A 21,156-nucleotide genomic window follows, 5' to 3' on the forward strand; every position below is an offset into this window, starting at 1 on the left:
TCTATCATTTCTACAACAAGCAATACTTCTATTTACATTAAAAAACAAGCTGGCATCATTACCAGCTTGTTTTTATTTATCAACCTGTATTCACTAAACCTGCAGCAACACCATTAATTGTAAGTAACACTTCTGTCACCAGTTCTTCGGATGGATTTGACGTTTCTCTTAGCTTTTGGATCAAATCAACCTGCAGGAAATTAAGTGGATCAACATATGGATTACGAAGATGCACGGACTCTTTTATATTAGACGTGTGACTTAGCAGCTCTTCGTTTCCGGAAATCTGCAGCAGCGCCTTCTTCGTACGTTCATACTCCTCGGCAATATCTTCATAAATCCGATTTGCCAACACAGGATCCTCTACCAACTCTAAATATTCCTTCGCAGTCTTCATATCAGCTTTCATCAAGGCCATCTGTAAGTTATTAATAGTGGAATGGAAGAAGGACCACTCCTTATACATTGTTTGCAAAATTTCTAAGTTACTTCCATTCTCTTCAATGAAGGATTGCAAACCTGTTCCCGCTGCATACCAAGCAGGGAGCATATGTCTGGATTGCGTCCAGGCGAATACCCACGGAATTGCCCGCAAATCCTCAAAACGCTGACTGTTTTTCCGGCTCATTGGTCGTGAACCAATATTTAAAGCACCTAACTCTGTTAACGGAGTTGCCTGATTGAAATACGTCAGAAAATCAGGGTCGCCAAACACGAGCGATTGGTATTTTCTTAGGGATTTTTCTGAAATAGCCTCCATGGCATCCTCCCATTCTTTTTGACGCAGTTCAACCTGGTCAGAAGAACTGGACACCTTGGCACACGCTTCAAATAAGGCTGCAGCAGCTTGCTCCAGATTACGATAGGCGATATCTTCAAGTAAATACCTGGAGGAAAGTACTTCTCCTTGCTCCGTAATTTTCACACCATCGCCCAAAGTTTCCATTGGTTGGGAAAGAATACTTGTATTTAAAGAACCGCCCCCACGGCCTAATGAACCACCACGACCATGGAAAAACTTCAGACGGATATCATATTCTCTTGCTGTATTATGAATTTCCAACTGTGCTTTAAATAATCGCCAGTTTGCACTTAATGTACCGCCATCCTTACTTCCATCCGAGTAGCCGAGCATGATTTCCTGACGTCTGTTGCGTGATTGGAGCTGTTTCCGATATACATCTGTATCGAATAATGTCTGCATAATTTTCGGACCTGCAATCAGATCATCAATTGTTTCTAAAAGTGGTGCAACATCAATGTCACTTTCTACACTTCCATCCGGATAAAGTCGATAGATACCCGCTTCTTTAGCTAGTACCATGACTTCCAATAGGTCACTCGGTGCTTCCGTCATGCTAATTAAATAAACTTCAATTGCACGCTTACCAAACTCTTCATGGGCTTTTTTAATCATCCGGAATACACGCAACATCTTTTGTGTTGCCTCAGAATAACTGCCATCAAACAGTAGTAATGGGCGTTGATCATTTAGAACCTCGAGGAGAATTTTCTGCTTTTCCTCTTCGGTCAAGTTAGAATAATCATCTGCTACATGTACTGCCTTCAAAATCTCATGGATAGCAGCTTCATGCTCCCCACTATGGTTCCGCACATCAAGGGTTGCCAGATGGAAACCAAACATCTGCACCTGGCGAATTGCCTTACGAAGTGTCTTCAGCTTTTTCGGTTTCGGCAGGTGTGCCTCTGCATGCTCCTTAATTTCAATAAGATCATTTGCCAGCTCCTCCGAAAACTGATAGCCGTTTTCCGTTTTTCCTGTTTCCCGTAGCCGCTTTAAAATAATGGCAAACTTACGGCGATATACCTCGGACTTCACTGGCCATTTTTCTTTATCTACTAAATAGGTACCCTCCTCTTGCTCTACCTTTTCAATAAATTGAGGGTTAATGGTAATACGTTCACTTGACTGACTAAAACGTCTCATTAGATCAACAATGGTGCTATCGTATTTCTTCAAAATAAGCTCCCGTTGCATCCCCAACGTCTTCCACGTAATTTCAGGCGTTACATTTGGATTACCATCCCGGTCACCGCCAATCCACGACCCAAACTGAATAAAGTTTGGTACCTTCCAGTCCTCCTCAGAAATTTGGGATTGAAGCTGCATCTCCAGATCCTGAAAAACGTCTGGTAATGTATGGAATAACGTTTGATCAAAATAATAAAGACCGTTTTTCACTTCATCAAGCACGTCAGGTTTCCGATGGCGCAGTTCATCTGTATGCCATAATGCTGTAACCTCATTAAATAAACTTTCCTCCACATATGCACGCTCATTTTTTGTTGTTTGTGGATTGTCTAACTTCCGTAAAATTTCAGAAATTCGTTTTTGGATTTCTAACACGGTACGCTTGGTCGCCTCGGTCGGATGTGCTGTCATAATTAGTTCCACAGATAATTCATTAAGTACGTCCTGAATATCCTCATTTGTGAGGTCATAGTTTTTCACGTTGGATACTGTCTTTTCCAAAGAGAAGGACTGACTCTCCTCCTCCTTCAATAAATACTCGCGTCTCCGGCGAATACGATGATTTTGTTCCGCAATATTAATTAAATGAAAATAAATAGAAAAAGCTCTAATCACCTGCTGTCTCATAGGCGGCTGTAGAGTGCTAATTTCATTTTTTAGTGTTTGATACGTATCCGCATCATATGTTTTACGAATACTTTTCGTCATTTCCCGAATTGTTTCTACTTTATCAAATAGCTCCTTGCCACCATGGAGTACTAAAATTTCCCCCAAAATACTGCCGAGCATATTCACATCTCGTCGAAGTAATGCATTGCTGTCAGTCGTTACTGTCATCCTGTTTCCTCCTTGATTGTTGAATTACTGCTGAAATTAGTAGAATTCGTATGCCCTCTGAATCTAGCATGAATTATGTTGCTTTTTTGGTTATTTTTATAATGATAGCATAGTAGAATATATATTTCGAGAATTCTGTATTATTTGAGGAGAGAAAGATAGATAGTCTCTGTTTGGGTGTATAAATAAGGGCTATGTAACTGTAGATTGTTTTGTGCACTCAGTTGGAGGAAAATGCGCACTAAAGGATGGAAACAATCTCATGCTGAAGAAACTGATCAGCAGGAATGCGAAACTATCTGCCGCTCCTGTTTATGATCTAATATATAGGTTCCACTTACCGTATATTATTTCTCGAATTATTGAATAACCACCACATATATATTAGAGCCTTATTTTCTATTTTAAACAGAAATAAGCTAGCCAAGACATCTGGTCTTACCTAGCTTATATATTAAATGTTAGCTTACTGCATTTTTTCTATCCTTGTTGCAGGGGCTGCAGTTGGCTTTCCTAAATAATAGCCCTGGAATAGATCATATCCCATATCAGCTAAGTACAATAAGTCCTCTTCCTGCTCTACACCTTCTGCCAATGCCTTTGCGCCCATATTATGTGCAATTGTTAACACAGACTTTGCCACATGTTGTTTTTGCGCGTCCTGACTCACTCCATTTGTATATTCCATCGCTAACTTCACAAAGTCAGGCTCCATATTGGACAACATCTCTACATCATTATAACCTACTCCTACATCATCCAGCGCATACTTAAACCCGTGTGACCGATAATAATTTAAGATCGATTTTAAATGCGCAACATCCTCTATCTGTTCTGTTTCAACGACCTCGAAAGCGACCTGTTCAGGCTGTATATTCAGTTTTTCAATTAATTTAATCGTAGTTGCCAGGCAATGCTCCGGTACATAAATAGCTGTAGGTATAAAATTAATAAATATAAGCTTATCTCCCACAGCTTCCGCATTTTTTACACAAGTAATTCTGCATGCCCTATCCAGGGAGAATGTACGATTTCTAATCTTAGCAGCCTCAAACATTTTAAAGGGAGGAATAATCTTCCCTTCGTTGTCCAAGCCCCGCGACAATAATTCATGACCTACAATTTCTAATGTACCAGCTGTCCAACTAACGATTGGCTGATAATGGGTAGCGATCGATTCGTTTTGTATTACATCATCTATCCAGCTCGCTTCACGCTCCTGTTTAAATTGAGCAATTGGTTTCAAAGGGGTTTTATACTTTAACGGCTTGCGGACATCTGCCAAAGCGACAACTATATGACTCTCACTTAGATGCGCCTCCGCATAATCCATAAAGTCAAAAAAGATGGACTCTATCATCCACACGTTTGCAGGATCTATCCTCTTCCAATTTTCTGTTGGAAGGCTATTAAAATAACTTAAAAGTCGCTGTGCATCTTGCTTATCTGAAAAACATACGGTATATCCCTTTTCTTGTGGTGCACAAATATCACAACTCATTCTCCATTCCCCTTTTATCTAGTGTCTTTTTTATATTCGACAAAAAGATACAATATCCTTCTTTAGTACTAGAAAAAGGCGAGCTAAATCCCCTGATATATAGATTAATTGAGATGTGGCAGCTTACTTTTATAACACAAAAAGGAAATAGAATCTTAATTAGATTTCATTTCCTTTTTACATTTAACTTATACAGTTAGACTATATTTCACGTTGAAGTTGAATAACTCGTTCAATGGATAGCCCCGTTGTTTCTGCCACGGTTTCACTATCCATGTCATTTATTAATAAACGCCGGGCAATTTTCTCTTGTGTGGATTTCTCTCCTTCTTTTATCCCCTCAGCGATTCCTTCCGCTTTTCCTTCCGCAATTCCCTTAGCTAATCCTTCTTGTCTTCCTTCTTGTCTTCCTTCTTCTCTTCCTTCTTTTCTTCCTTTAGCTAATCCTTCTTGCTTTCCTTCTTGCTTTCCTTCTTGCTTTCCTTCTTCTCTTCCTTCCCTAATTGCCTTCTCTTTCGCTTCCTGCAGCCTGAGCTCTGCCTCGCGCTGGGCGGCTTCTTCATCATTAATTTGCTTCAAACGCGATTCATAAGCAAAATATTCTTCCTGTGTCATACTTAGTTGCTCCCAGTTTTGAAAAGCAGCACGCACCGATTTATCCTTCATAGCAATCGCCTCCAGCTCTTGATAAATATCATCGTAAACCTTTTTATTTCGATAATCCACCATACCAAGCATTAATAGCCATCTAACTAAAACATCGTTCCATGGATCTAGATTACCATTCTTCCAGTCTCTTATTAATTTGGGCATTTCTATAAAATGATATCCCATGACATCCGTCAACTTAAATTTTTCCTCATCTTCATATAAATGATACATTGTATGAAAACGATCTGTCTGTTGAAATAAATTGAAATTCATTATATTAATGGCAATCACTGGCTGTAGTTCTTTGTAGCTCATCCTTTTCTGCAAAGGACTACGGTAGATGCCTGCCCAATAGTAGATAGATCGTTTTACCATGTCATATTTGTTAGTAAACTGAATTTCAACGTTAATTCGTTCATTTTCATCTGTTATTGCGAGAAAATCAAGCCTGGATTGCTTGTCATCTACATATTCACCTCCGGATTCCGTGCTGGTGAATGCTATTTCTTTTATGACTTTGCGACCGGATTTTTTTAGAATGGCATTTAAAAATACAACAGTAATATCCTTATTTTTTTCACTTCCAAATAACTGTTTAAAAGCATAGTCTACTTTCAAATCCATTAACTTTTCCAGAGGGACATGTTTCAATAACTTTTCTCTTTCAGTTTGGTTTGCTGATTTTTGCTTATAAAAACCAGCGTCTTCCATTACTGTTATCGATGAGGAGTTTGGTCGTAAAGGTATATTCAGGGGCATTTATAACACTTCCTTTTTCGAAGTGAGGACTGTACGGGGGATGTTTAACCACTTTTATTATAATGAATATTTAGATAATAATCAAATCGATTACTATCTAAATATCCGTGTTGAATCTTATGGGTACTTTTTTAAAAAAATCTACTTTGCTCCGGCCTGTTGAAGTATTTCAACTATTTCTGTATATCCTTTAGTTTTAGCATGGGGAAGTGGTGTTACGCCGTCATTATCCGGGATATTCACGTCTGCACCATGCTTGATTAATATTTGAATGGTCTCCTGTTGTTTTTCTCCACCATCGCTGAGAATAATCGCTTCTAATAAGGCTGTCCAACCCAAATCGTTTATATGGTTTACATCAACTTCCGTGTTTTCTACTAATTCCTTTATGACATCAATATGACCATGTTCCGCGGCAGGAATCAAAGCTGTACCACCATATCGATTTAATAAAATTGGATCTGCCCCTGCTTCTATTGTTAGCTTCAGAATTTCCAAATAACCTTCTGCACCTGCATAAAGAAATGGATTGTTTTGCATATTATCCCGGAGATCAATATTAATTCCTTTTTCTATAAGGAGCTTAACAGCTTCCGGTTTGTTCGCATAAGTAGCAATCACTTGTCCATTTTTTTATGAAAGCCGGTTTCTATCCGTACATTTGTTAGCCAACAGTTCATTGTCTGCCTCCTCCTATTTGCTATAAATTGTGGCAGGTCCGGAGCTGCCTTTTCGTTTATATAAAATTTCATTGTTTATCTTAATTCCTTCTAACCTGTTGAAAAGCACATAACCTTGCACGTTATCAAACGATCCAAAATAGCCTAGTAATTTGTAGTGTATCGAAAGACATCCCTTTTTGCGAATAAAACAAATACGGGCTCAAGAAAAGTACCTTATTGACAATAGGAGTGAAAGATGATATTCATTATCTACTTCCCTGTATCTGTTGTTCGGATAATACCAAAGCTGTCTATTTAAAAGTAACCACAGGTTGTTGGCAAAAAAGTATTCAAAACACCAATCTGTTTTCGCGTTTCACATAGATAAAGAGAAGTTGAACCGAAAATCTCAGTGAAAATTGATCGAAACAGAAATTGATAAATGCAGTACAGGCATCATTTGCTTTGCTGCTTGGAAAGGAGTATGTTTCGTGAGTATTTATACGTATGAAGAGCTGAAGCGTTATAATCAAGTTCTTTTAATTTCAGGGATTATTGTGGTTGCTTTTAATTTGCGTGCAGCATTAACTTCTGTGGGGCCGTTAGTCGGGATCATTCGGGAAACACTGGCACTTCCGAATTGGAGTATTGGAATATTAACCAGTTTGCCTTTGTTTGCATTCGCACTAATGTCTCCGATCGCACCAAAATTGGGGGTGAAATACAGCAAAGAAGTAGTCATGATTGCCGGAATGATTATTCTTTGTCTAGGACTTTTACTGCGTTCGGTACCATTTGTACCACTTCTGTTCGGTGGTACCATATTACTTGGAATTGGAATAGCAGTAGCCAACGTCTTGCTGCCCGGTGTTATAAAAGAACGGTTTCCAAATCGGGTTCCTTTGATGACAAGTGTTTATGCAACAGCTATGGGACTGTTTGCTGCGCTTGCTTCAGGTGTTAGTATACCAATTGCTGAGGGGGCTGGCCTTGGATGGCAAATCGCACTGGGTATCTGGGTTGTTCCCGCCCTTGCTGCAATTGCAATTTGGGTTTACTTTGTCAAACAACGCACTTCTGCCAACAAAGTTCGCATGCATTATGTATACGCTAGTAACACCAAAATGTGGCGCTCGCCGCTTGCATGGCAGGTAGCTATTTTTATGGGTCTGCAGGCTTTTTTATACAATGTAATGATCACATGGCTGCCGGATATATTGTTTGATTATGGTGTAAACAAAGAAACAGCCGGCTGGATGCTATCCTTTAACCAGTTTATCGGTTTGCCTGCCAGTCTTTTAGCACCTATAATTGCGGGGAAATTTAAATCACAGCAAGGCATGGTGATTGTGCTAAGTCTTCTATTCTTTCTGGGTTTTGCTGGCTTACTTGTCGGAGATTCATATCAATTAATGGTGGCAAGTGTCATTATAATGGGCATAGGTTCAGGAGGCATCTTCCCGTTAGCATTGGCCTTTTTAGGGATGCGTGCCAAGGATGGGCAGGAAGCAGCTGAGTTATCCGGTATGGCTCAGGCTGTTGGCTACTTTTTAGCAGCTGTCGGTCCAATTCTTATGGGTTATTTAGTAGATGCCACTGGTAGCTGGACATATCCACTGATAACATTATTAATTGTTTCCATACTAACACTCATTGTTGGCCTGGGCGCCGGTCGAAACAGAGTCGTCTCCGATGACTTTGCTGTCGAATCTACAAACTGAGGGTTCAGAAAAAAATATTTTAATCCAATAAAAGCACCTGACATTTCAGGTGCTTCTCTTTATATTATTTATTATTTTCCAAATGTACCTTATCTACCATTTAGACAACTTTCCTCTAATGATTTTTAAAAAATTTTGTTTCGAGATATACGATCTAATAAGCAATTCCGACACGTTTCCGGATAAATGTATCCTCTGTCAGCTGGCTATAAGCAAACGCAGCCGTGTCCTGTACGGAAATCTTCTTGCCATCCACTGGCAGCACCTCTGCTTCCACTCGGTAATCTCCTTTTTCTTCCCCCTCAGGCAAATAGGTTGGACAAACAAGGGTCCAATCAAGATTTGAACTCTGTAAAAACTGATATGCAGCTAAATGATCCTCTGCTGCAGTCGTTGATTTTCGTTTTGACTCATTGGACTGAAAACGATAGATGTCAGGATTTTGCCTGCTGTTTAAAATACCTGCCGTTCCAATGGCAATATACCTTTTGACGTGATATTGGTTCATGAGCTGAACAAGTGCTGGTGTAAAACGGGAAAGCACATTATTTTTATCCGTATTTAATGCACTTACTACCACTTCTACAGAAAGAGTCGTCATGGCTTTTTCCAACGCTTCCTCATCCAGTACATCGCCCGTGACCACGTGCAAATGTGGGTGCTCAGATGTTATTTTCTCAGGTGATCGGGCAAGTGTTACAACCTCATGGCCATCGTGCAGCATTTTCTCCAGCAGGGCACTTCCAACCCGCCCCGTTGATCCTAATAGTAATATGTTCACAGGCTTACCTCCAATTTGGACTGTTGTCATTATATATTAAAATAGCCTAGTAACTTGTAGTGTATCGGCGAACAAAAAAATACGAATAACCTGCTAGCGCATCACCGTACCACCAGAGATTTTTACAGACTCACCAACAATATTTGCCGCTGCATCTGTCATTAAGAAAGCTATCGTATTAGCCACTTCCTCTGGCTCTGACATGCGACCAGAAGGAACAGAGGACTGAAGAAGTTCTTCCACGGAAGTACCGGTACGTGCCGCTTTATTTTCTACAGACTGCTGACCCATCGCTGTACCCACCCATCCCGGGCATACTGCATTTACTCGGATGCCATGTTCAATCGCTTCCACAGCCATCGATTGTGTAAAGCCAATCAGCGCAAATTTGGAACCTGAATAGGCAGTATTCCCATGAGTCCCACGCAAACCGGACAGGGAGGATACATTAACAATCGCCCCACGCTTCTTCTTCAGCATCTTCTTGTAAACAAGCTGTGTCAGTAAAACGGTCGATGTATAATTAATATCCATGATGCTCTCCAGCTTTTCTTTCGTCAGCTCATCCACTGTACTGCCACCCGCAATTCCGGCATTGTTCACAAGCAACGTAATCGGTCCACAAGCCTTCTCCGCCTGCTCTACAAGTGTTTCCCGATCACTATCTTTATCAAGATCAGCAAGCTGCTTGCATATTTTCGCATCTGGATATGTGCTTCGAATTTCCTCCGCAACATTTTCCAGCTTCTCCTCATTTCTACCAGTAATCGTCACAGCAGCCCCCATCCCTGCAAGCGTCTTTGCCGTAGCCGCGCCAATGCCACCAGTTGCTCCAGTGATAAGTGCATGTTCGTTTTTTAGTGCTTGGTTGGAGAAAATAGACATGATAATCGCTCCTTTGTTGGTTTTGGTTGTATTATTGGTTAGTTCCTCTTTTGGGGGTGGGGTTAAACGCTATTACTTGTTGTAACATGTAAAATCACTTTTTATTGAATAATAATCAATTCATGTAGTCCTTGGTTTGTAATTCTTCCTACCTTTTGCAGTTGTCAAGTAAGCCTTGACAACTGCCTCTTCACCCAGTTTCTTCTCTTCAATAAGTATGCTGCTTTCTCAATATAAAAACTAAAAACAAAACCCTCCAAACTAACTTAATAGTTTAAAGGGTTTCTATTCGGTGAGTGACACGCACCATAACTACACTTCATCCACATCATCTACAGGTATATAATCAAATATTTCACCGGATTTGGTAAGCTTTGTTAGCTTCTCCAACCAACGATAATAGACCATGGCATCTGCGAGTTGTTGATAATCCAATTCAGCCTTTTCTCTTGATGCTTCGTCTGTCTCACTATCCTCGATTACCTCTTTAAGTAGTGCCTGGGCCTTCTTCAGACTAGCCAAATACATACTCACTTCCCGTTCCCACTTCATCCCATAAAATTGAGTAAAGTAATTGAAGAAATTCTTTTCAGCTATGAACGAGTCCTTTCGCGAGCCCTTTTGCCATACCTTTTGAACGATATTGATTTCTTGCAGCTTACGGACGGAAGTACTCATGCTTGGTTTACTCATACCGAGTGCGTCTTTCATTTCATCGAGAGTAATCGGTTCATGTTTAAAATACATGGTTGCATACAAACGTCCCACTGAAGGAGTAACGCCATACAGATCCATCGTTTCTGAGATTGTATTAATCATCATACGTTCAACCTGATCAATCTTTTCTTCCGCATTTCCATTCAGTGAATTATTCTGTTTTCCTTCCATGGTGGCACCTCTTTTTTATAAATTACATTTGCCTCATATTCATGCGAGTAAGGAAGCTTCTATTATAATTGTTACCATCGTAAAATAGCGACATGTTTATTTAGTTCGTTTATAACAAATTAAATGTTTCTTTTATTTTATAATTAGTATGGCAAAGAAGCAAATTAAATTTAACAATAGCTTCCTCCTTTACAAAAGAGACGATCCCCTTATCGAGTATCGTCTCTTTGCCTTCGTTTACTTCATCCACTTGTCAATGACATCCTGATTTTCTTCCACCCATTTTTGGGCGCCCTCAATCGGATTGTCTTCATTTTCTTGAATGTTAATCATTAAATCACCAAGCTGCTCATCATCCAGTTTAAAGTTTGTCAGCCATTTACTGACTTCTTCGTGATCTGCATTAAATTTATCACGGGTTGCCATATAAATTTTCTCTACCTCACCAAAGGTTTTTTTCGGATCTTCTAAGAACTTCAGATCCACTTCAGAGAATATATAATGTGGCTTCCATAGTGGAGCAACAATCGGTTCCTTATCTTTTACCGCCTTCTTAATAGATGAAATCATTGCCGCTGTACTGCTCGCTGTCAATTCATACTCAAGCCCGTATTCATCAATAACATCCTGTGTAACCAACATGGTTCCTGCTCCGGACTCAAAGCCGATTATTTCCCCATTAAATTTATCTTTATTTTTATTCAAGTCCTCAATACTATTTATATCCTCCATATATGTTGGTACAGCCAATCCAACTCTACCATTCTCATACCACGGTTCTTCAAAGAAATTGGCTTGATCTTTAAACTGCTCATAGTAACTCTTATCCTGGACCGGCAACCAGATTTCCGGTGCGATATCTAAATCTCCTGATGCTAATGCAGCCATCTGTGGTCCCATTTCAAGCAGTTTTAACTCAACATTATATCCGTTATCCTCTAATATCGTCTTCCATAAATTCGTAACTGCAATATTTTCAGGCCAATTAATCTGCCCGATTGAGATTGTCCCTTTGCTATCTCTTGATTCATCAGAGCTGCTATCCGAATCTGCACCTTCACTCGTTGAACCACATGCCGCGAGTACAAAAAGTATAATAGAAATTAAAATTAATTGACCTGCTCTTTTAAAATTCATTAAATATAAACACCTTTCCATTTTAAAATTTAGCTAACATCCAGTAAAAAATACGCCTTTTCTTCAAGTGTGTATTTAAATTACATGAGATGATTCGTTATCTCGCCTCCCTTTTATTAAATAAAATAAATTTGTTAAATATTTTTTTAACAAATAGTCTATATCTAATAGATTAAAGAAAAATCTCGTTTTGTCAAATCTGTATATTCTATTTATCTTGTTTCCTTGTTGTCTTGGAAGTAATGAGATAATTTTATACTTTTACAAAGATGAATAAAAATTTCATCAAAGGCATTTCTTTATAAATGTTTCCCCTGCCAATGCAACCAAAGCCCTTTCCGCTTTTATTTGACAAGTAAATGAAAGTCTTGTTAGGATTATTGTATTAAGAACGTTTAATTTTTATTTAACAAACTTAACAATAGAATCGCTTAGGAGTGATGATGTGAAATTACAGAAGATGTATATAAATGGGGAATGGCTTCATGCCAAATCCGGAGAAACACGTGATATCATTAACCCTTATAATCAAGAAGTTATTGCAACAGCTGCAGAAGGAAATGCGGAAGACACACAAGCAGCCATTCAAGCTGCGCGGGTGGCATTTGATGAAGGCAGCTGGAGTACATTACCTGCCAGTGAACGTGGTGAAATCGTTTATAAAATAGGTACATTAATCCAACGCGATCTGGAGGAATTAGCTGAACTCGAGACATTGGATACAGGCAAAACAGTCGAAGAAAGTCGTGCAGATATGGCCGACATTGCGAATGTATTCTTTTATTTTGGTGGTCTGGCAGATAAAGATGGTGGCGAAGTCATTGCCTCACCGATACCTAACAGTGAAAGTAAGGTTGTTCGCGAGCCTGTCGGTGTCTGTGGCCAGATCACGCCATGGAATTATCCTTTACTCCAAGCCGCTTGGAAGCTGGCCCCAGCTTTGGCTGCAGGAAACACCCTTGTGATGAAACCGAGTGAGATTACACCATTAACCACCGTAAAAGTCTTTGAACTCATCGAAGAGGCTGGTGTACCAAAAGGTGTTGCCAACTTAGTACTTGGTTCCGGAAAATCTGCGGGCGCTGAATTAGCTGCCAATCTTGACGTTGATTTAATCTCATTCACAGGCGGTATTGAAACAGGGAAAACAATCATGCAGGCAGCAAGCCTTAACGTGAAAAAAGTTGCTCTCGAGCTTGGCGGAAAGAATCCGAATATCGTTTTTGCTGATGCTGACTTTGAGACAGCTGTTGATCAGGCATTAAATGCAGTATTTTTCCACGCAGGGCAGGTTTGCTCTGCCGGATCAAGGCTTTTAATTGAAGAAAGCATCCATGATGAGTTCGTTGAAGCATTAATTGAACGAACGAAACAAATCAAATTAGGCAATGGTTTTGATGAAAACACACAAAGTGGCCCAATGATTTCGGCAGAACACCGTGCAAAAGTAGAAAACTATGTGGAAATAGGCAAAAAAGAAGGTGCCAAACTGGCTGTAGGCGGAAAGCGTCCAGATGATCCTGCATTGCAAAACGGCTTTTTCTATTTACCTACCATATTTACAAACTGCACAAGCGATATGCGTATTGTTCAGGAAGAGGTATTTGGACCGGTATTAACAGTAGAAACATTCCAGACCAAAGAGGAAGCTGTTAAACTAGCAAACGATACGATTTATGGCTTGGCTGGTGCAGTCTGGACACAGGACTTGAGTAAAGCAGATTTTGTTGCTGCACGCTTACGAATGGGTACCGTGTGGATCAATGACTTCCATCCTTATTTCGCCCAAGCACCGTGGGGCGGTTATAAGCAATCAGGCATCGGCCGTGAGCTTGGCCGTGAAGGCATGGAGGAATATACCGAGGTAAAACACATTTATCGCAATACACAGCCGGAACCTGTTCAATGGTTTAACTAAGATTTTGGTAGAATAATCGCTCTAACTCTTCTTACTTAGGAAGGTGTAGAGCTATATAGAGTATTTCCGCTATACGTCTTGGCGGATTCCCAGAACGGAAAGGTGTACCATGATTTTACATTGTAAAGACATTATGGTGCATTACTTTTGGCCAAATCGTTAAAAAAATATTTAATAAATAAAATAAACTTAATAAAAATATAAAGTGAAGATAACGTTTGTTAGATTGCTGAATTCTACTTAACTATCTTCAAGGAGGTATATCACATGAACCAAACATATGATTACGTAATTATTGGCGGTGGCAGTGCAGGTTCTGTACTCGGGAACCGTCTAAGTGCAGATAAGAATAATAGTGTGCTTGTTTTGGAAGCAGGGCGAAATGATTACTTTTGGGATCTATTTATCCAAATGCCTGCAGCTTTAATGTTCCCATCAGGCAATCGCTTTTATGACTGGATCTATTCTACAGATCCGGAGCCCTATATGGATGGACGGCGTGTTGCCCATGCAAGAGGCAAGGTGCTTGGAGGATCAAGCTCCATCAATGGTATGATCTATCAACGTGGAAATCCGTTGGACTATGAGAAATGGGGTTCTGAACCAGGGATGGAAAATTGGGATTTTGCCCATTGCCTTCCGTATTTTAAACGTCTGGAGGCAGCCTTTGGAGCCGACTCTACGGATGAATACCGCGGGCATCATGGTCCAATAAAATTAAAGCGCGGGCCGGCAAAAAATCCTTTATTCCAAGCCTTTTTTGAAGCGGGTGTAGAAGCTGGTTATGCAAGAACACCTGATGTAAATGGTTTCCGTCAAGAAGGCTTTGGTCCATTCGACAGTCAAGTGCACAATGGCAGACGGGTTTCGGCTTCACGGGCATATTTGCGCCCAGCGATGCGCCGCAAAAACCTTACTGTAGAGACACGTGCGTTTGTTACAAGTATCAATTTCGATGGCACCAAAGCGCAAGGAGTAACATACCAAAGGAACGGAAAAACCTATCATGTTAACGCAGGGGAAGTCATTCTTTCCGGTGGCGCATTCAACACGCCACAGCTATTACAATTGTCCGGTGTAGGAGACGCTGATCATTTACGCTCATTAGGCATCGACCCGATTCTTCACTTGCCTGGAGTAGGGGAAAACCTGGAGGATCATCTTGAGGTATATATCCAGCATGCATGCCCACAGCCAGTTTCCATGCAACCAAGCTTAAATAAAGCTAAAATGCCTTGGATTGGCTTGCAATGGTTACTCGGACGTACTGGACCAGCATCCTCCAATCATTTTGAAGGTGGCGCATTTGTCCGTTCAAATGATGAAGTGGACTATCCGAACCTCATGTTCCACTTCCTGCCACTAGCAGTGCGTTATGATGGGCAAAAAGCAGAGACGGAACACGGCTTCCAGGTACATGTTGGACCAATGTATTCCAACTCCAGAGGAAGCCTGAAGATCCGTTCCCGTAATCCTTTTGAGCATCCAAGTATTGTATGTAACTATTTATCTACTGAAGAGGATCGTCGCGAGTGGGTGGAAGCAATACGCGTTGCACGAGACATTCTCTCCCAACCGGCATTGAAACCTTACACGACTGGCGAGATCTCACCCGGGCCTTCTGTCCAAACAGATGAGGAAATTCTGGAGTGGGTCAAAAAAGACGGGGAAACAGCACTTCATCCATCATGCACGGCCAAAATGGGCCCAGCCTCTGACCCGATGGCTGTCGTAGACCCAAATACCATGAAAGTTCATGGCCTGGACAATGTCCGAGTAGTAGATGCATCCGCCATGCCAACTACAACCAACGGAAATATCCATGCACCGGTATTGATGCTGGCAGAAAAAGCAGCAGATATTATCCTTGGACGCGAACCGATGAAACCGGAGTATAAAGATTACTATCGTCATGGCATTCATCCAGAAGATGCAGGGACGATTGAGGGGTAAGTTGGTGATGAGTTTATGGAGAAATGGAAGGAGACCGTTCTTGTTATGGGAGCGGTCTTTTTGTTTATTTGTAGGGAAGGAGATTAGACCCTTATCTTAGTAACTTCCGTTTATTATTATTTGTGATACGGTTCTCCGTAACGTTGGTTAGGGTAAAATAACATATTAAAAAGGGTAGCTTTATAGGAACAATTGCTACCCTAAATCTACTTAATAAATCGAGCGTTTACTTTCATGCACAATAACTTTACTACAAATGTATTTAACAAATTCCATATCTAGTTTCAGCAAACGTTTCATTAAAATTGCTAATCATTTATTATTTGAACAATGAATCAGTAAGTGAACTCAGTGAATTCTTCTGTATCTTCGGTGTGTTCTCAGATAATTTTTTTGCTATTTCATAATTTAAATCCTCACGCTTATCAAAAGCTTCATTAATGAATTTATCTGGGTCTTCCATAAAAGTAGAAAACTTTGTTAAGCTACAATAAAGTTGCGAATCATTGTAATGACATGGAGTATCCTCTAAATCTTTGTTTCTACCTATTTCTCTATTTTTAAAAATTAACTCAGGCAAATAGTGAATATGATTACGGGGCACTCTAACTTTACAATCACATCCAACACCGCTGCAGGTACCATCAATATATATATTGTCGTAAAGATTATCTGTAGCGACAGCTAATAAACCATTAGGGTTACTGCCCCAAAGAGATGCTTGAATTTCAGAGTTAATAAAGGGTCTTTGAGCAGTTTCCTCACCTATAATTACTAATGTAACAGTAGAATCCTTTAGATAATCATCTCTAATTTTTCTCATAATAGACTCTTCAGGTAAACTAGTATCTATATCTCCTTCATGAACAGAGGTGTCTATAAAATCTTCTCCGCCAAATTTCTCAATTATTTGGTCTTTCTCATTCTGTTCATTCTCATGATGGTAGCTAATGAATGTTTTGTGTTTAACCATATTATTCATCCTCCCATTTATTAATATCAACTTTTAATGTAGAATTAACTTCTTCTCGAAAAAAGGCATTTACTGATTCAAATCCTTTCAAGATTTCATCATAATCATAATAATATGTTTGTAATTCTCCAATTCTCATCATGTGTGGATTTTTATTTAATTCTTTTTCATTTCCATCCTCAAAAATGGTAATTTTATTCTCATCAATGGTGTTCTTATACCACCTACGATAATTGTTTTGATAAGTCGTTAAGAACAAATTTAACTTTGCAATAATTTTCGCACTTAAATCATATAGCTTCTTCTGCTCATCCTTTTTCAGGTCTAAAATCATCATCTCCTTCTTAAAGAATTGATACGTTTCAAAATATGAATCCAATGTTTCATTAAAGTTGTCTAGCTCCTTATCAACTTTATACAATGTCCTTTTAGTTTCTAAAAACGTTTGGACACTGTTCAAAAATATCCTGTCTGGTTGCTTGAACAATAAGTTAATGCCACCAATATTCATACGTTCAAGCTGTACGTGTAAATGTCTTGTAATCAAGGCTGATATTATTAGAGAAAGCAATAAGAATGGTATTAACAAAGTAATTAATGCTGTAATAATCAACTGTAATTTTGTTAAATAAGGTACTTCTTGTGGTATGAAAATTGGAACTGAGAAAGTCAATACCACCATTACTAAGAACACAGTGATAAATAGCTTCTTCATACTTATTCTCCTATTAATAGATTAGACTCTATAATTGTATATTCGACAAATAACACAATAATTCCTTTATTATACAAAATATAACTAAAAGGCAGGAGCAAATTTTAGGTCCTACCTATAGTTAATGATGTAGTAATATTCTCATTTAATATCGAAATAATCATTTTGAAATAGAATATGCTGCTGTTCCATTTCTTCTTTACTCAGGCTTTAAACCCGTATCAACAATATCACTATAATAGGTTTTAGCTAGGAAAACGCATTTAATATAACATCTTTGTCTTTCAGCTCACTTTCAAGTTCTTTAATGTGTTGGTAAAACTGTGCTTAGAGTTAGTAGTTAAATGATAACTAATCCCTTTAGGGTCAGCAAAAGTGTTAAATTGCTTATGTTTACACAGCATCCATAGAATAAAATAAAGTAAGCATACTTATCCATCTAGTTTATACTAAGATTATTTATTATAGATTGTATAGAGTTATCTTGGATTTTCACATCAGCATCTTGGTCAAAGTAATAAGAAACCATTCTTACACCATCCTGGTCTAATCTATTATAAAAGTAACAAGCATTAACCTGTGTATTTGGACTAGGCATCAATTTGATAAATGGCAATAGTTTAAGGGGTTCATGCCCATCTGCTTCTAGTAAATATAGATTCTCTATTTCCAAGCCATTTATTACTTCAATGGTGTTCTCAACAAAGGTATTTCTAGTTCCTTTTAATAATCTACAATTACAATGATACAATCCAGAACTAAAATGTCCTGTCCCAGGTTGTATTAATTGATAACCTTCATAAATATCTCCTATAACCTTTCTCAAAGCATGTAGTTCTTTTTCTAATAACAATAATCTATTTTCAATTTCAGATATACTTTCAACACCCCCATGACCTTTCCAATCATTTCGATACTCATTTGTTATTCGTAAAATTTTATATATTTCCTTAGAAGAAATCATTTTTATAAAACTTCGCTTTTTATGCTGAAATAGTCTTAAGCTTTGTTCTTCCGAGTCATTTAATAATAGCCTTAACTTTTTTGCAAGGTTTTCACCAATGTGTACCCATGTTCCAAAGGTTGCTCTAGTAAGTTTACTAGTGTCAATAACATAAATATACTTTTCATCTAGGTCTTTTCCATTTTCTTCAAAAGCACTTAGCATTAACACAACTTGAAATTGAGAAAATGCTTCAAAAAAGTGTAATAAAAATTCTTTTTTTGCTGAAGCATCTTCTATTGCATAATACTTATATAATATGGAGGCTAGGGGAAAAGGTAATGTTTCTATCCACTCTGAAAAACCTTCCTCTCTGTTTAACTTTTCTAATTTTTTATTCAAATCAGAATAACTGTTCGGATATACCCATGCCTTATTTTCAATGCTGTACAATTCATTTCTAAATTCATCTATCTTTGTTTGAATATTAAGTACTTCTTGTTGCACTCGTTTATCAGGAAGGTAGAGCTTAGCTTCAATTAATTTCTTACGATTAATCTTCTTAATATACGTCCCACCCATTTGACTTTCTCTTACAAGAATACCTAGTTCAGTATTAAACCATTTTGCGATATAAGTTGCACTGACTTCCTCATTTAAAATAATTTGAAAGTAATTTTGCGGTTTGATTTTCATATCCTCTTGATTATCAACAACTTCTGACAAACCTATATTCGGTAAATAAATCGAATTAGGTCGATGCTCCAAAGTATTACTCCCGTTTGTTAAACGATTAATTTCTACTATAAGGTTTTTCATAGGTGTCTCTTTAAACTTACTCTTCTTCACTATGCTTTCAATTTCAAGTTCTTTTTCAACATTTGGATAAGACCGAAACGAGTCATAATCTATTAGTTTTCCGTTTTGAAGTATTTTACTTTCTTTTCGATTTTTCCAATTTTCCACTACTTGGTCTAAATTTTCACTTTTTAATTCACTAATAAACAAATCATTGAATTTTTTGTGCCCTAAAATCGCTAAGTAGGTTCCGATGCCTGTATTGGTTAATGTTCCAGGGGGAAGATAGAAAGCAGCATCCAAATGAATTCCTTGCTTTTCTAGTATTGGTAAAATAGAGCTTTTCTTTTCTCTCTTGAAAAAGTTTTCTGTTACAACAAAAGCCATTTTGCCATTTTCCCTTAGCAAATAAGATGATTTTAAAATTAACAAATGGTTTAATTCATCATTGAATTTTTGATTATTTATTTCTGTACTAACCCTATAACCCAATGGGGGGAAACTACATATTAAACTAAACTTAGCCTCGCTATATTCATCAAGAATCCTTAATGGGTCACCAGTTTCAATATGATGCTTATCACTTTTTAGCATTAAGTTTGTAATCTTAGCCAATTTATCGCCTTTACTAACCAGAGTACTATTCTTCACACGGTTAGCTATTACATCTATCAATTCACCGTATACATTCCATGGTACTAATACATCTACATCTTCAGTGATTGCCTTTTTCATAAACTGAGTAACTATTTCTGGAGTAATTACTTCGTTAATAAAGCGAGCTGTTTTCTTTTGTAGCTCATAAATATCCTCATAACTTAGTTCTATATTACTCTCAAGCCCTGTAAGAATTAATTCATTGACATCTGTTCCAATAACTCTCCCATTTGTATCATTTAACTGATACAGTTGTTCAAGCTTACTATTCATTCTCTGTCCCTCCTATATTATGTAATAATTAATTAGAATTGTTTTTATTTCTTCCAATGTATATCATATAGTTTAGAAAGAAGGTTTATATATGTCTTACATTTCATACGGAACTACCACTATTCATTACTGTCATTATAAACAAACTAGAAAAGACGTTAAAATATCAATCGACCTAGTTAATGGAGTCGAAGTATTCACACCACATAATATTGATGAGGCAAAACTAGTTCAAATCATCAAGCGTAAAGCACCGTGGATTAGTCAAAAGCTCTTGGAACTCAACGAAGTTAACACAACAGTTCAACCCAAGGAGTTCGTCAGTGGTGAAAAGCTGCCTTATTTAGGTCGTTATTATCGACTCAAAGTATATAAAGAACCAGTAGCAAACACTTCACTTCAATTTAAGCAAGGGCGCTTCATTGCTACCGTACCTCGTGAATGGTCTCAAGAACGTATCCAAAATCAACTCGAACAAAAATTGATTGAGTGGTACCGACAATATGGATTTAAAAAAATTAATGAACGAGCAAAAAAGTACGAATCCATGCTAGGTGTTAAACCTCGTTCTTTACAGTTAAAAACACAACATAAACGATGGGGAACGTGCACCCCAAATGGTGATATCTATCTAAATTGGCGCATTGTGATGGCACCCTCACGAGTAATTGATTATATTATCGTGCATGAGTTAGCTCATCTAATTGTTTCTGAGCATAATGATAGATTTTGGCGGATTGTCAGAACCAATCTTCCTCATTTTAAAGAAGCTAAAGAGTGGTTGCGTGTACATGGTACCGAATTACATAGCATCGGATAAATGTACCAAGGCATACAGACCATGCCCGATACGTGCGTAATCATCGTATACGGTTTGATGGTGTTGTTTAGTACCAACACAACATTTACTTGTCAGATGGGTGCGGATAGTAGACTCTTTATAAGAGGTTCCAGCACTTCTCATTTCATCCAGGACCTCTTGTGCAGAAAATTCATTTTTTCCTTTTGTTTTCACAAGTTGCTTTACTACCTGTAACATTTCATCTCGACAGCTTGTCCTATTCTTTTTATCCATTAACCTTATTCCCTCCTATAAATAGAGGCATAACAC

At 38.3% G+C, this 21,156-nt stretch carries 16 protein-coding genes and 1 pseudogene; 4 read left to right on the forward strand and 13 right to left on the reverse strand.

All coding sequences use genetic code 11. From position 1 onward, the window contains the following. Positions 1 to 79: 79 nt before the first annotated feature. The 4 genes and pseudogenes from ppc to X953_RS18320 all read right to left on the reverse strand — a co-directional run. Positions 80 to 2,830, reverse strand: coding sequence for a phosphoenolpyruvate carboxylase (ppc, locus tag X953_RS18305; RefSeq protein WP_040956823.1), 2,751 nt, complete (start codon positions 2,828 to 2,830; stop codon positions 80 to 82). Positions 2,831 to 3,296: 466 nt separating this feature from the next. Further along, positions 3,297 to 4,331: an EAL domain-containing protein gene (locus tag X953_RS18310; RefSeq protein WP_040956824.1), complete on the reverse strand. Its 1,035-nt coding sequence runs from the start codon at positions 4,329 to 4,331 to the stop codon at positions 3,297 to 3,299. Positions 4,332 to 4,532: 201 nt separating this feature from the next. Next, the gene (locus X953_RS18315; RefSeq protein WP_052350204.1) at positions 4,533 to 5,741 is read right to left on the reverse strand and encodes an Rpn family recombination-promoting nuclease/putative transposase; all 1,209 of its coding nucleotides are present in this window, start codon (positions 5,739 to 5,741) and stop codon (positions 4,533 to 4,535) included. Between the two features lie 141 nt (positions 5,742 to 5,882). Further along, positions 5,883 to 6,362 (reverse strand): annotated as a pseudogene (locus X953_RS18320) (ankyrin repeat domain-containing protein); the annotation flags it as partial. Between the two features lie 532 nt (positions 6,363 to 6,894). On the opposite strand from X953_RS18320, the gene X953_RS18325 reads away from it, so the two are divergent. Next, a complete protein-coding gene (locus tag X953_RS18325) occupies positions 6,895 to 8,124 on the forward strand; it encodes an MFS transporter (RefSeq protein ID WP_084715743.1) in 1,230 nt (409 codons plus the stop codon). Positions 8,125 to 8,278: 154 nt separating this feature from the next. Here X953_RS18325 and X953_RS18330 read toward each other — a convergent pair whose 3' ends face one another. The 5 genes from X953_RS18330 to X953_RS18345 all read right to left on the reverse strand — a co-directional run bounded on the left by X953_RS18330 (position 8,279) and on the right by X953_RS18345 (position 11,815). Then, positions 8,279 to 8,905, reverse strand: coding sequence for an NAD(P)-dependent oxidoreductase (locus X953_RS18330; protein ID WP_040956826.1), 627 nt, complete (start codon positions 8,903 to 8,905; stop codon positions 8,279 to 8,281). Between the two features lie 93 nt (positions 8,906 to 8,998). Beyond that, positions 8,999 to 9,790: an SDR family NAD(P)-dependent oxidoreductase gene (locus X953_RS18335; RefSeq protein ID WP_040956827.1), complete on the reverse strand. Its 792-nt coding sequence runs from the start codon at positions 9,788 to 9,790 to the stop codon at positions 8,999 to 9,001. 312 nt (positions 9,791 to 10,102) lie between these two features. Further along, positions 10,103 to 10,678 (reverse strand): GbsR/MarR family transcriptional regulator, encoded by a 576-nt coding sequence (locus X953_RS18340; protein WP_040956828.1) that lies wholly within the window; start codon positions 10,676 to 10,678, stop codon positions 10,103 to 10,105. A 109-nt stretch (positions 10,679 to 10,787) separates the two neighbouring features. Continuing rightward, a complete protein-coding gene (locus X953_RS19935; RefSeq protein ID WP_156958520.1) occupies positions 10,788 to 10,928 on the reverse strand; it encodes a hypothetical protein in 141 nt (46 codons plus the stop codon). Beyond that, positions 10,916 to 11,815 (reverse strand): glycine betaine ABC transporter substrate-binding protein, encoded by a 900-nt coding sequence (locus X953_RS18345; RefSeq protein WP_040956829.1) that lies wholly within the window; start codon positions 11,813 to 11,815, stop codon positions 10,916 to 10,918. The genes X953_RS19935 and X953_RS18345 overlap by 13 nt, the downstream gene beginning before the upstream one ends. Before the next feature lie 460 nt (positions 11,816 to 12,275). On the opposite strand from X953_RS18345, the gene betB reads away from it, so the two are divergent. Both betB and betA read left to right on the forward strand, forming a co-directional pair. After that, entirely contained in the window at positions 12,276 to 13,733 is a 1,458-nt protein-coding gene (gene betB, locus X953_RS18350) for a betaine-aldehyde dehydrogenase (RefSeq protein ID WP_040957236.1), read from the forward strand. Positions 13,734 to 14,000: 267 nt separating this feature from the next. Then, a complete protein-coding gene (gene betA, locus X953_RS18355) occupies positions 14,001 to 15,686 on the forward strand; it encodes a choline dehydrogenase (protein ID WP_040956830.1) in 1,686 nt (561 codons plus the stop codon). Between the two features lie 319 nt (positions 15,687 to 16,005). On the opposite strand, the gene X953_RS18360 is transcribed toward betA, so the two are convergent. The 3 genes from X953_RS18360 to X953_RS18370 all read right to left on the reverse strand — a co-directional run bounded on the left by X953_RS18360 (position 16,006) and on the right by X953_RS18370 (position 20,045). After that, complete coding sequence (locus X953_RS18360; protein WP_040956831.1) at positions 16,006 to 16,659, reverse strand: TIR domain-containing protein; 654 nt, start codon at positions 16,657 to 16,659, stop codon at positions 16,006 to 16,008. A 1-nt stretch (position 16,660) separates the two neighbouring features. Further along, the gene (locus X953_RS18365) at positions 16,661 to 17,374 is read right to left on the reverse strand and encodes a hypothetical protein (RefSeq protein ID WP_052350205.1); all 714 of its coding nucleotides are present in this window, start codon (positions 17,372 to 17,374) and stop codon (positions 16,661 to 16,663) included. A 439-nt stretch (positions 17,375 to 17,813) separates the two neighbouring features. Next, a complete protein-coding gene (locus tag X953_RS18370) occupies positions 17,814 to 20,045 on the reverse strand; it encodes an SAM-dependent DNA methyltransferase (RefSeq protein WP_040956832.1) in 2,232 nt (743 codons plus the stop codon). A 91-nt stretch (positions 20,046 to 20,136) separates the two neighbouring features. Between X953_RS18370 and X953_RS18375 the strand changes: the two genes are divergently transcribed. Continuing rightward, positions 20,137 to 20,865: a M48 family metallopeptidase gene (locus tag X953_RS18375; RefSeq protein WP_040956833.1), complete on the forward strand. Its 729-nt coding sequence runs from the start codon at positions 20,137 to 20,139 to the stop codon at positions 20,863 to 20,865. Here the strand turns inward: X953_RS18375 and X953_RS18380 are convergent. Further along, positions 20,848 to 21,120: a hypothetical protein gene (locus X953_RS18380; RefSeq protein ID WP_040956834.1), complete on the reverse strand. Its 273-nt coding sequence runs from the start codon at positions 21,118 to 21,120 to the stop codon at positions 20,848 to 20,850. The two genes, X953_RS18375 and X953_RS18380, sit on opposite strands and share 18 nt — an antisense overlap. Between the last annotated feature and the right edge of the window lie 36 nt (positions 21,121 to 21,156).

This window comes from Virgibacillus sp. SK37 (genome assembly GCF_000725285.1).
In the GTDB taxonomy this organism is placed as follows: Bacteria; Bacillota; Bacilli; order Bacillales; family Amphibacillaceae; genus Virgibacillus_Q.